Genomic DNA, 12,824 nt, shown 5'->3' on the forward strand with positions numbered 1-12,824 from the left:
CTCCCTTTTATATTCCCTTGTATACGGCCCGTCTTTTTTCTTGAAAGGCCTGAAGCCCTTCTCTCCTGTCTTTTGTCGGGATGGTTTGTTCATACGCTTTTTGTTCAATCGCAAGGCCTGTAGCAAGATCTGTCTCCAATCCTTTATTGATTGCAAATTTAGCCTGACGGACAGCGATCGGTCCGTTGGCAGAAATGGCTGCGGCCAGTTCCTCTGCTTTTGGCATAAGGTCACAAGGAGCCGTGACATGCTCTACAAGGCCGATTTCTTTTGCTTCGTGTGCGGTCACGCGTCTGCCTGTATAAATGAATTCTTTTGCTTTTCCTCTGCCAATCAGCCGGGGCAGCCTTTGGGTCCCTCCAGCGCCCGGGATAATAGCTAACCCTGTTTCCGGAAGTCCCAGCACAGCTGCTTCAGTTGCGATTCGAAGGTCGCATGCCAATGCCAATTCTAGTCCGCCGCCTAATGCGCTTCCATTTATCGCAGCTATGACCGGCTGCGGCAAGGCATCAAGTAAAGCCGCCGTTCTTTGAATGAGAGATACACTTTCCAGAACCTGATCTTCTTTCAGTTTTATCCGTTCCTTCAGGTCTGCCCCTGCACAAAACGCTTTTTCACCGGTGCCTGTGAGGATGACGCAACGGATGTTTGAGTTAAATTCAATTTCCTGGATAATCATTTGCAGGTTTCTAAGCATTTCCGCTGAAAGAGCATTTGCTGCCTGAGGCCTGTTTAAGGTGATCAACGCCATATGTTCATTTTTAACAGTAAAAAGAATAGAATCTCCCATTGTATGCGTCCTCCCTTTTATCAAGATGATTTAAACACCTGTAAATTTCTGCTCGGCAGCGGTTTGCCCATTTTTTCTTCAATCCATTTGGCCGCAGATAGCAGTTTTTCTAGCTTTACATTTGTTTTGATATCCATCTGTTCAAGCATGTACACGATATCCTCAGTTGCGGCGTTTCCTGATGAACCTGGCGCATATGGGCATCCCCCAAGCCCGCCTGCCGAGCCGTCGAACACCGTGATGCCCATTTGGAGTGCTGTGACCATGTTGGCCAGAGCGGTTCCTCTCGTATCATGAAAATGCAGGGCAATTTGATTAGCCGGGAATCGTGCCAAAAGAGCTTCAAGTACAGTTTCCACTTGGGCGGGATTAGCTGCTCCAATCGTATCTCCAAGCGACAGTTCAGAAATCCCAAATTCAAATAGAGCTTCTGAAAGGCGAATGACTTGTTCAATGGGGACATCTTTTTCGTACGGACAGCCGAAAACAGTCGAGAGGTAGGCTCTTGTTGTGAGGTTTGCTTTTTGTGCGTCGTTGTTTACTTGTTTGAGTATATGGAGGGATTCAGAAGTGGATTTATTGATGTTTTTTCTGTTGTGCGTCTCGCTGGCGGACATAAAAACGCAAGCCTCGTTAATGCCTCCTTCAAGTGCATTCTCCAGTCCTCTTTGATTCGGGACAAGTGCCGCGTACGTTACCCCTTTTTCTCGGTCGATGCCTTTTGCTACATCGATAGCATCTCGAAGCGCCGGAATCCATTTCGGGTGAACGAAGGATGTGATTTCAATATACGACAGCCCTGTCCGGGAAAGCTGGTTGATCCAGGTTATTTTATCCTCTGTTGCGATCCAAACGGGCTCGTTTTGTAAGCCATCACGCGGGCCGACTTCTTTGATTGTCACTTTTTTAGGATATGGCATGGTCTTCCTCCAAATTATTGAGTGGAATTGCTCAGTTCGAGCAGTACGTCTCCTTCATTTACAAAGTCGCCTTCCTTTTTTTTGACTTCTTTTACGATTCCGCTTCTATCTGCAACGATCGGGATTTCCATTTTCATCGATTCCAAAATGGCTACCTCCTGGCCCTTTTCGATTTGGTCGCCGGCTTTGACGTGGACTTTCCACAGGTTTCCTGCCATTTGTATGCTAACCGTCATGACAACTGCCTCCTTTATAGGTGCTGTTTCAAAAAGTCAGTCGTGACATCCCCTTCTTTAAATGCCTTTGTTGCCGCAGCCTGTATGAGGAGCGGAAGGTTTGTTTTGATTCCCTCTACACGATAGTCGCGAAGCGCTGTCTCTAGTTTTTCAATTGCTTCTGTTCTGGTTTGGCCTTTGACAATCATCTTAGCGATCATCGGGTCATAAAAAGGGGTAACGGTGCTGTCTTTTGCTACCGCACATTCGTGTCTGACTCCTTTTTGGTCAGGAAGTGAAAACGCAGTGATCGTACCTGGTGACGGGAAGAAGGTCTTGGGATCTTCCGCGTATATTCGAACCTCTATCGCATGCCCGTTCCGTTGGATGTCTTTTTGGGAGAATGTGAGTGTATGGCCCGCAGCAATCCGCAGCTGCTGCTCAACTAAGTCCAGGCCTGTTATTTCTTCAGTCACGGGGTGTTCAACTTGCAGTCTCGTATTCATTTCGAGGAAATAAAAATTTTGTTTCTGGTCAACTATAAATTCGATGGTGCCTGCGTTCGTATAGCCGATTGCCTTCGCTGCTTTTACCGCTGTTTGACCGATCTTCATTCTTAGTTCATCGTCTACAAATGGAGACGGTGCTTCTTCAATGACTTTTTGGTGGCGCCTCTGAACAGAGCAATCACGTTCAAACAGATGTACTGTATGGCCGTGTTGATCGGCCAAAAGCTGAACCTCGATGTGGCGCGCATGTTCAATAACTTTTTCTATATACATAGACCCGTCACCGAAAAAATCTGCTGCGCGCTTTTTGTTTCCCTCGTACGCTTTTTTTAATGCTTCTTCATTTTCAACACGCTGCATTCCGATGCCGCCTCCGCCCGCTGAAGCTTTCAGCATGACAGGATAGCCGATTTGACTTGCGGTGCGGCAGGCTGCCTCTATATCTCCGAGGGATTCAGAAACGCCCGGCACCACAGGGACACCTGCAGCCTCCATTGCTTTTCGCGCTTCAATTTTGCTGCCCATCTTTGCGATGATATCAGGGGAAGGTCCGATAAACACGATGTTTTCTTGCTTGCAGCGTTCAGCGAACCGGCTGTTTTCTGATAACAATCCATATCCCGGGTGGATCGCGTCGGCTTTTGCTTTTTTCGCCGTCTTTATGATTCTCTCTATATTTAAATAACTTTCACTGACTCTCGATTCCCCGATCAAATATGCCTCTGTAGCGGCTTTTGTATGGGGCGCGTCCTTGTCTGCTTCTGAATAAACAGCGACCGTTTTAATGCCGAGACGGCTGCATGTTCGGATAATTCTCATTGCAATTTCACCGCGGTTGGCGATCAGTACTTTTGTAAACATGATTTCACCTCATTGACTTGATGATAAGTTGAACATTTCAATCGTTTTTTCTCGCAGTTTATATTTTTGAATTTTGCCTGAGGCCGTCATCGGATAGTCATCCGTAAAAATAACATAACGCGGAATTTTGTGGCGGGCGATTTTCCCTTTGCAATAGGCTTTAAGCTCATCAGGTGAAACGCTTTTACCGTCTTTCAGTTTAATCCAGGCTGCAGCTTCCTCCCCGAATTTGGCGTCAGGCACACCAACCACCTGTACATCTAAAACAGCGGGATGCTGGTATAAAAATTCTTCAATTTCCCGCGGATAAATGTTCTCGCCGCCTCTGATGAGCATATCTTTTAATCTTCCGGTGATGCGGCAGTACCCGTCTTCATCCATGACAGCAAGATCTCCGGTAAACAGCCATCCGTCATGATTGATTGCTTTTCTGGTCGCATCTTTGTCTTTATAATAGCCTTTCATGACGTGATAGCCACGGGTGCACAGTTCTCCCTGCATGCCTCTTTGAACTTCTTGACATGTCCCGGGTTCTACAATTTTCACCTCAGTATGTGGCAGGGCACGGCCGGTTGTTTCGACTCTTCTTATGAAGGAATCATTTGCTCTCGTTTGTGTAATGACTGGCGAGGCTTCGGTTTGTCCATAGGCGATCGTAATGTCTTTCATGCCCATCCTTTCAATCACAGCTTTCATCACTTCACTTGGACAGGGAGAGCCGGCCATGATTCCTGTTCGGAGCGTCGATAGATCATATGCATCAAAATCCGGATGATGCAGCTCGGCGATAAACATGGTAGGCACACCATGGAGCACTGTGCATTTCTCTTTTTCTACCGTTTTAAGGACGGTAACGGGATCAAATTCTTGCACGGGTATCATGGCTGCCCCGACGGATACACATGCCAAAACCCCAAGGACGCATCCAAAGCAGTGAAAAAACGGAACAGGGATGCACATGCGGTCTTGAGAGGTTAAAGCCATACATTCAGCGATATTAGCAGCGTTATTGATGACATTGAAATGGGTCAGCATCACGCCTTTTGGAAACCCTGTCGTTCCTGATGTGTATTGCATATTAATCACATTGTCTTTATCCAGGCTGTTCATTCTCTCTTCAAGCTCAGCATCTGTCACTGTTTTCGCCAATATCTCTGTATCGTCCCAATGATACATGCCAGACAATCGTTTATTGCCAATATAGATCAGCGTTTTTAAAAAGGGATAGCGTTCAGATTTCAGTTGGCCGGGCTTTGCTTCTTGCAGTTCTGGAATTAAACTGTTCACGATGTCTGGATAAGAAGTGCCCCTGTATGAATCCATGATAATAAGCGCCGCGGCATCCGATTGCTTTAACAAGTAATCAAGCTCATGTGCTTGATAATTGGTATTGACGGTCACGAGCACGGCTCCGATCTTCGCAGTTGCGAACTGGACGGCAAGCCATTCAGAGATATTAGAAGCCCATATGGCGACGTGGTCTCCTTTTCCAATCCCCATCCGCATGAGACCTTTAGCGGTTTGACGGCACAGACTGTCAAATTGAGCGTACGTATAGCGGATATTTCGGTCTGGATACACAACAGCATCTCGATCGGGATACGCATCAGCTGTTTGTTCCAGCAGCCTGCCGATTGTGGAATGGATGAGTTCAGCCATTCATTGTTCCTCCTTTCTTAATGATAGGAAAGCGTTTACATTTTTATTTTAAAAGCTGTCTGGCGATCACGAGACGCTGAATTTCAGATGTGCCTTCACCGATTTCCATTAATTTTGCGTCCCGCAGCATCCGTTCCACCCCATACTCTTTCATATAGCCTGAACCTCCATGGATTTGAATGGCTTGATTGCAAGCTCTTGTCGCCATTTCAGATGCGAATAGCTTGGCGTACGCCGCTTCTTTGGTGAACGGGCGGTTATGATCTTTCAGCCAGGCGGCTTTTAACACCATTTGCCGTGCCAGATCAATTTCCATCGCCATGTCAGCAAGCTTAAATTGAATCGCTTGAAAGGAAGAAATCGGCTGTCCAAACTGCTTTCGCTCTTTCGCATATGCCAATGATGCGTCAAGGGCCGCTTGGGCAATGCCGACTGCAAGAGCAGCGATGGAGATTCGACCACCATCCAGCGTATATAGAAACTGTTTAAACCCTTTTGTTGGATCGCCAAGTAAGTTGGCCGCAGGCACTCTTACATCTTCAAGCAAGATTTCCGCTGTATTCGAACCGCGGACGCCCATTTTATCGTACGGGCTCGTAATCGTAAGTCCTGGTGTGTCAGTTGGCACGATTAATGCGGAGATGATGTTTTTTCCGTCTTTGTTTTTGCCTGTTACGGCGGTTACAATAACTGTGCGTGCGTAGCTTGCATTAGTGATCCAGCACTTTTCGCCGTTGATTACATACTCGTCACCATTTGAAATCGCTTTTGTTTGAGTGCCTCCTGCATCTGAGCCGGCATTTGGCTCCGTCAGGCCGAATGATCCGAGTGCTGTGCCTGAAGCCAGCGGCGTCAAATGCGTCTGTTTTTGCTCTTCTGTTCCGAAGTAGTAAAGAGGGCTTGCGCCTAGCGAGACCGCTGCAGCATAGCTTAATCCAGTACTGCCGCAGGCTTTGCCGACTTCTTCAACCGCTAAGGCATATGAAATCGTATCACCGCCAGATCCGCCGTATTCTTCTGGAAATGGAATACCCATCAGACCGAGTTCACCCATTTTTTTAAATGTTTGCATCGGGAACTCGCCTGTTTGATCTACATGTTCAGCGTGAGGAGCAATTTCTTTTTTCGCAAAATCTTTTACCATTTCACGCACCATTTGTTGTTCTTTTGTCAGCTCAAAATTCACATCGTTTCCTCCTTCACATCTTTGTAACATCCTATTAGGCGAGTTCTATAATCATTCCCTGACAAGAAAAGTCTGAAAATTAAAACTGAATCATTTTTTATGTGATAATATCAGCGGGATGAGCAAATACATGCAGTAGGCGCATACCATCCATATCGTAAACGCAATAACTTGGCCCTTTGATAAAGCCGGGAAGATGAGGGGAAGATTCCAAAGGGAAATCGTATCCATCAATAAACCGACCGCTGATCCCCATATACCTAGCTTGATCACCGCGAACTGTGATTGATCGAGTTTTTGATAGAGAAAGAACACAAGGCATAAAACAAGAGCAGTGCCCGCTCCCAAGAGAAGAAAGTTCGGCAAAAAGGCTTCTTCAGCCGGATCAGTCAACACAGCATCTCCGAACAGCACAAAAAATAATGTGGCACCTAACCAGACTAGAAATGAAAACGTAAAACACGTCCTGTACGTGTTTCTCTTCGATTTTATTTTTATTTAGTACTAGTTTCTCAGATTCCAATAATGGTAAATGTCCAAACACCGCCTCCATATTCATGTGAATCTCACCTTTGTTTTTTAAAAAATTCAGCGGTTTACCATCGTTTCCTGTCCCAAAATCACTTTTTAAAAAAAGACGACTTAGAAAGCCGTCCTTCTCATTTCTTATTTTGTTGTTCGTTTGGAAGCTTTGCTTTCGTTATGAAGCCGGTCTGCTGAAGTGACATAATACGTATATTTCTTGTTGGGATCTGCCGTGTTATCTAAGAAGGTTTGCTGCTCATGTGTTTTTCTTTGCGTTGCCAGCAATGTTCTCTGCTTTTTCCCTTCGGCTCTGTATATCGCATAATAGGCTGTTTCTTTCGTTTTTTGATTTGATGGGTGATCTTTAATCTGCAGAAGATTGCCGTTTTTGTCTTCGGTGACTTTCGTAAGCTTCGGTTTTTTTGGGGCGGTATTGTCAAGCCAAGGCATTTGCGGAACCAGTGCCGGCTTGCTGTAAAGATCGGTGCTGAGACTGTCTTTGATGCCAAGCGGATTTTTGTTGAGGTCCTTGAGGCTGAAATGCATGCTTCCTTTCACCAGTTCAAGCTGGCGGTTCAAAGTGATTTGCCGCACATATTCCTCAGGATCGGACCAAGGCGGATCAAAATTGTTATTGATTTTATATGCTGCCTGGCCAATATATAAGTGAACAGGCCTATTTTTGACTTCATTGCTCCACCAATCAGCCAGCACGTCGTAAGCCGCTGCGTTAAAGCCGATACTCCAATAAATTTGCGGAGCAATATAATCGATGTCGCCTTCTTGGATCCAATGCCTTGTGTCTGCATATAGATCGTCATAATTTCTGACGCCTGCTTTTGTATTCGATCCGGTCGGGTCATCTGCGGCGTTTCTCCATACTCCAAAGGGACTGATGCCGAATTTGACATACGGTTTTGCAGCTTTAATTGTTTGGTTGATTTGTTTGACAAGCTGGTTCACATTGTCCCGCCGCCAGTCATCGATATTAGAAAAAGCGTCTTTTCCGTATTGTTCGTACTGTGCTTGATCAGGAAATTCCTGTCCCGCTATTTTATAAGGGTAAAAATAATCATCCATATGAACAGCATCGATATCATAATGTTTTACGACTTCTTCAATGCCTTTGACGATAAAATCTCTCGCTTCTGGAATGCCTGGATGATAATACAGCTGGTTTCCATAGGCGGCAACCCAATCTGGATGTTTTCTTGCCGGGTGATCCTCAGACAATTTATTAAGATCTGTATGATTCATTGTAATACGGTAAGGATTAAACCACGCGTGAAATTCCAAATTTCGTTTATGGGTTTCTTCAATCATAAATGCAAGAGGATCATAGCCGGGGTCCTTCCCTTGGACACCGGTTAAGTATTCCGACCAAGGCCCGTAAGCTGACGGATAAAAGGCATCAGCCGTCGGTTTAATCTGAACGATAACGGCATTCATTCCCATTTTTTGCACATCGTCCAGCAGTTTGATATACTCCTGTTTTTGCTCTTTCACAGATAACCCTTTTTTGGACGGCCAATCAATATTTAATACGGAAGCAATCCATACGGCTCTCAGCTCCCTGTCAGACTGCGCATTGGCCATAAACGGAACGGAAATGACAAACGTTCCGATGATCAAGCTGACAAGGAAACGGACAATCGACTTTTGGCAAACCTTCATTCTGTTTCTTCTCCCCCATTACATCACTTTCACTATTCGCTATTACGGTATTCCCGGGCTATAAAAGGGTGATTAACAGAATGTCTATCTCACTAAATAAACGAAAAAAGTCCTAAAGCATGTTGTGAACCGCTTTTAGGACTTTTTATCATTCATCATGGTTTGCAGACTTTTTAACACATCAATAAGTTTTACGCCGACACCGACAGCCGTTTCAAGGATCGCTTGTGCTCCGGCAATGGCTAAAATAAAGATCAGCGGTATTGCAATACGAGGCAAAAAAAGATAGCCAAGTCCGATCAAGATGGCACACCAAACACCGGCACACCAGTAGCAATTGAGCATGTATCCAAAGTTAGAAGCCGGCACGCTTTTTTCATCTACATGCCCGTTTTGATCAACAATCCTTTTCTTTTTCATAAAAGGTTTTCGGATAAATTCTGTGATTTTGTCAAATACAATCAAATGTGTCAGCCTGTAACTGGCTAGAATCAGCATGATAAAAGTTAGAAAAGAAAGACGGTCCATTGAGAAGCCTCCAAGAAAAAGGATGATGTTATCATTCCCAAGTGTCCCTTATCCATTCTTGATACAAAAAGAAAGACGGACAGAGAATGGCCTCTGTCCGCTAATCCGCTTTATCGTTTGTGCAGTATTACTTGATTTGAAGTGATCTTTTCTAAAATGTCGAGGATGATGTCGGCATTCTTTTCAGCATATGTTCCTTCCAGCATGTCTTTATGAGCGCCAAAACCCGTGTACTCACTATAGTTTCCGCAGGCGCCTTCCCATTTCGTTAAGCCTGTATGCCCGCTGGTTTCGGGGTGGATTCCAGCTTCGATGAAATGAATGCTTGCTTTGATGTGGCCTTCATTCAGCAATTGTGCCCAATATTCCTGATAGTTTCTTTTTTTCTTCATCACCTTTTCTCTGACTGCTTCAGGCAGATATGCTGCAGATTCGTCATTACCGGTATCGATAGGCAAAGGCTGTTCTTTTAGATAAGCGTCCACGATAATGAAGTCGCTGACTTCTAATCCTTTGCGCTCCATAGCCTGTGCCACTTCAAAAGCCAGGTTTCCGCCTGCAGAGTAGCCTAATAAAACGTATGGGCCCTCAGGCTGTATGTCCGTCATGCAATTAACATATTGTTCAATGCGGGTGTCTTGTTCAATAAAGTGAAACCCGTATACGGCTGCCTTCTCATTCAGCAATAAAGCAAGGTCTTTAAAATAAATGCCAAATCCCGATATCGGCGGGAAGCAGAAAAGATTTTGCGCGCCGTGCTGGTTCAGTTTGATCACATGCTGTTCATTTGCTGCTGTCAGCTGTTTAGAATAAAGTTTTTCGGCAAGCTGAGCGATTGTCGGATGTTCGAACAAGAAATCAATCGGTATGTCAATGTTCTGCTGATGTTTTAGTGTATGTATGACTTGCAGTGCTCTTAGTGAATGTCCGCCAATAGCAAAGAAGTCATCATCAATACTGATTGTGTTAACACCGAGGACTTGCTTCCAAATGTTCGCCAATTCTTCTTCAACCAAGTTTCTTGGCAATATGATGTTCTGTCGTTTGGCAGGCTTATTTTCTGGAATAGGCAGCGCGCTGCGGTCTATTTTTCCGTTTCCGGTAAGCGGCATCCGCTCCACACGCACCCAGTGCTGCGGGATCATATAGTCTGGAAGCACACGCGCCAAATCGGCGCGAAAATCCGTATCTGTTTTTTTGTGATCACCGACGTAATGAGTGTACAGCTGCGCCTCTCCATCTTTTTCTCTCAATGTCACTGCTGCTTCTTGAACGCCTTCCATTTCTAACAGGCGCGCTTCTATTTCGGCAGGCTCAATTCGTTTTCCGCGGATTTTCATTTGCCTGTCAATTCTGCTGATGTATTCTAAGTTTCCATCAGGCAGCCAGCGCGCCAAATCACCAGTACGGTATATTCTTTCTCCAGGCAAGAAAGGATGAGGAGAAAACACAGCATTTGTCAGATCTACTCTGTTCAAATAGCCTTTAGCGACTCCATCACCGCCAACACAAAGCTCGCCGGGAACGCCTATTGGCAAAAGACGTCCTTTTGTATCTAAGATGTAAGCGGTGCTATTACTGATTGGTTTTCCAATCGGAATCGGCCCCGCATAGTCTCTCTTCATTTCAAAAAAGGTTGAAAAAGTCGTGTTTTCCGTTGGCCCGTAAATATTATGAAGCGCGAGATCTGGACAGGCGTGTCTGACGGCATTCATCAGGGCAGGAGAGAGTGCTTCTCCTCCGACATATAACGTATGGAGTCCGCGAAACATGTCAGCTCGTACCTGTGCCAGCTGATTAAAAAGAGCTGTCGTTAAAAATAGCACTGTAATGTCATTTTCAAGCAAATACGCTCCAAACCGATCAGGTGTCAGCATTGTCGATTTATCAATGATATGAAGGCTTGCGCCATTTAAAAGTGCCCCGAACATTTCAAAGGTGACGGCGTCAAAGCTGATAGATCCAGTCATAATAAACCGGTCATCACCGGACGCAGACGTGTAATTGCTGTTTCTGACAAGGGACACGACATTGCGATTCGTGATCATGACCCCTTTCGGCCGGCCTGTTGATCCTGAGGTATACATGATGTACGCAAGATCATCCGGGCTGGAGCTGATATTAATAGGGATATCGTTCTCTTCCATCAATCCCTGCGCATCTGAAATGATACATGTTCCTGAGAACGCAGCGTTTTGCTCCAATCCCTTTTGAACAATCAGCATTTTTGCCTGCGTTTCCTCAAGCATAAAGCTGACTCGTTCAGGCGGAAGCTCCGCATCAAGCGGGAGGTATGCTCCCCCTGCTTTTAATACGGCAAGCACACTGATCATGAATTCGGGAGAATGTGCAGCCAATATTCCGGCTGTCTCGTTTTTCCGAAATCCCTTTTGAATTAACTCTCTGGCGAGCGCATTAGAGCGTTTATCAAGCTCTTTATACGAAATAGACATATTGCCATACACAAGTGCGGTATGGTCTGGCGTCTTTTCTGCTTGTTCGCGAAATAAATCGATAATTGTATGATTCTTTGGATACTCCGTTTTTGTATTGTTGAACTGTGTGACAATCTGCTCTTTTTCTGTTGCATCAAGAAAAGAAAAATCAGCAATTGGCATATGAGGGTGCTGTGCAGCTGTGCTAAGCGCTTGCGTAAATTGCCTCTTGATACAGCTGATCCAGGCAGCATCGTAAACGAATGCATTATAGCTGAACTTGATGACAAGCTCTTCGCCAGGAGCAACGACAAGATTAAAGTTATATCCTGATTGCTCGGATACTTGAACTTGATCGATTTGCAGCGGTGAATCGGTTTGATCAGCGGAATCGGCGATTTTCTGCTGTAACGGATAGTTTTCAAAGACGATAATGTGATCAATCAGTTCCTGTTTTAATGCGGTGTTTGCCTGAATATCAAATAAAGGCTGGCAGGTAAACGGCTCAGCTTCCAGCATTTCTTTCTGGCAGCGTATGAGCAGCTCGTGAAACGTTTCGTCTTGGTGTGTTTTAATTCGAATCGGTATGGTATTGATAAACAACCCTATCATTTGCTCCACGCCTGGGATTTCTGACGGTCTTCCTGATACAACTGCGCCAAACACAACGTCGTCTGTGCGGTTATATTGCTGCAGCATCACACCCCAGACTGCCTGAATAAGGGTAGCGAGCGTGACGCCGTGTTGTTTGGCAGTCTCTTTCAGCTTGTCTGTCAGTGGTTTATTTAATGAAAATATCAAATCTTCACGGTGATAACTTTCTTTTGTTTCTTTATCAGACACACGAGGCAGAGGTGATGGAGCGCTGTAGTTTTTTAAATAGGTATCCCAGTAGGCCGCTGCTTTTTCTTTGTCTCGGTTTGTCAGCCATGAAATATAGGTGCTGTACGGACGGACAGGGTCTAATGAAAGCGGTTTTCCTGCATGAATCGATTGATAAATTTGCATAAATTCCTGCATAACGATACCTAGGCACCATCCGTCCATTAAAATGTGATGGTGACTCCAGATACAGACATGCTCATCTTTAGCTGTTTTGAATAGAGAAATCCGCATCAGCATGTCTTTTTGCAGATCAAAGCCTTTTTGCTTGTCCTTCTCTTTAAAGCGTTCAATATACTCATTCTGGTCGTTTGTCGGCAGATGAGAAATGTCTTCGCTGTTCAAATGGAATTCACGTTCTGTCATCACGACTTGCCGAGGTCCCGACAAATGCGGGACGTGCGGCAAAAACACGGTTCTGAAAATATCATGGCGGTCGATAATGGCTTGAATGCTGCGCTGGAACCAGTCATAGCTGAGGCTTCCTTTAATGGTGAAGAGCGACTGCTCAACATACGCCCCCTCCTCTTTACGGAGGAAGGAATGAAACAGCATCCCTTCCTGCATATGACTCAGAGGATAAATGTTCTTGATTTTTTTAATGGTATTCATAGTGTCTGCACCTTTCTTCACGGATTCA

11 protein-coding genes are annotated in these 12,824 nt (G+C 45.2%); all 11 read right to left on the reverse strand.

Annotated features, from left to right (window positions below; genetic code table 11):
- Positions 1 to 7 precede the first annotated feature (7 nt).
- The 11 genes from ldeF to ppsE all read right to left on the reverse strand — a co-directional run bounded on the left by ldeF (position 8) and on the right by ppsE (position 12,817).
- Complete coding sequence (gene ldeF / locus BSU_18220; RefSeq protein NP_389704.1) at positions 8 to 790, reverse strand: methylglutaconyl-CoA hydratase (leucine degradation); 783 nt, start codon at positions 788 to 790, stop codon at positions 8 to 10.
- A 20-nt stretch (positions 791 to 810) separates the two neighbouring features.
- Complete coding sequence (gene ldeG, locus BSU_18230) at positions 811 to 1,710, reverse strand: hydroxymethylglutaryl-CoA lyase (leucine degradation) (RefSeq protein ID NP_389705.1); 900 nt, start codon at positions 1,708 to 1,710, stop codon at positions 811 to 813.
- 14 nt (positions 1,711 to 1,724) lie between these two features.
- Positions 1,725 to 1,946, reverse strand: a complete 222-nt coding sequence (gene lgeHB, locus BSU_18239; RefSeq protein YP_003097733.1) for a methylcrotonyl-CoA carboxylase; biotinylated subunit (leucine degradation) — start codon at positions 1,944 to 1,946, stop codon at positions 1,725 to 1,727.
- A 14-nt stretch (positions 1,947 to 1,960) separates the two neighbouring features.
- The gene (gene ldeHA, locus BSU_18240) at positions 1,961 to 3,295 is read right to left on the reverse strand and encodes a biotin carboxylase for subunit LdeHB of methylcrotonyl-CoA carboxylase (RefSeq protein ID NP_389706.1); all 1,335 of its coding nucleotides are present in this window, start codon (positions 3,293 to 3,295) and stop codon (positions 1,961 to 1,963) included.
- A gap of 9 nt (positions 3,296 to 3,304) precedes the next feature.
- Positions 3,305 to 4,954: an acetoacetyl-CoA synthetase gene (gene ldeI / locus BSU_18250; protein ID NP_389707.1), complete on the reverse strand. Its 1,650-nt coding sequence runs from the start codon at positions 4,952 to 4,954 to the stop codon at positions 3,305 to 3,307.
- Positions 4,955 to 4,997: 43 nt separating this feature from the next.
- Positions 4,998 to 6,140, reverse strand: coding sequence for an isovaleryl-CoA dehydrogenase (leucine degradation) (ldeJ, locus tag BSU_18260; protein NP_389708.1), 1,143 nt, complete (start codon positions 6,138 to 6,140; stop codon positions 4,998 to 5,000).
- 90 nt (positions 6,141 to 6,230) lie between these two features.
- Positions 6,231 to 6,536 (reverse strand): hypothetical protein, encoded by a 306-nt coding sequence (gene ynzE, locus BSU_18270; protein ID NP_389709.1) that lies wholly within the window; start codon positions 6,534 to 6,536, stop codon positions 6,231 to 6,233.
- Entirely contained in the window at positions 6,526 to 6,699 is a 174-nt protein-coding gene (locus BSU_18275) for a hypothetical protein (RefSeq protein ID YP_009513961.1), read from the reverse strand. The genes ynzE and BSU_18275 overlap by 11 nt, the downstream gene beginning before the upstream one ends.
- Before the next feature lie 107 nt (positions 6,700 to 6,806).
- Positions 6,807 to 8,339 carry a putative exported glycoside hydrolase gene (yngK, locus tag BSU_18280; RefSeq protein NP_389710.1) on the reverse strand — a complete coding sequence of 511 codons (1,533 nt, stop codon included), beginning with the start codon at positions 8,337 to 8,339 and terminating at the stop codon, positions 6,807 to 6,809.
- A gap of 135 nt (positions 8,340 to 8,474) precedes the next feature.
- Positions 8,475 to 8,867 (reverse strand): putative integral inner membrane protein, encoded by a 393-nt coding sequence (yngL, locus tag BSU_18290; RefSeq protein ID NP_389711.1) that lies wholly within the window; start codon positions 8,865 to 8,867, stop codon positions 8,475 to 8,477.
- A gap of 110 nt (positions 8,868 to 8,977) precedes the next feature.
- Complete coding sequence (gene ppsE, locus BSU_18300) at positions 8,978 to 12,817, reverse strand: nonribosomal plipastatin synthetase E (protein NP_389712.1); 3,840 nt, start codon at positions 12,815 to 12,817, stop codon at positions 8,978 to 8,980.
- Positions 12,818 to 12,824: the final 7 nt, after the last annotated feature.

This window comes from Bacillus subtilis subsp. subtilis str. 168, from assembly GCF_000009045.1.
Lineage (GTDB): Bacteria > Bacillota > Bacilli > Bacillales > Bacillaceae > Bacillus > Bacillus subtilis.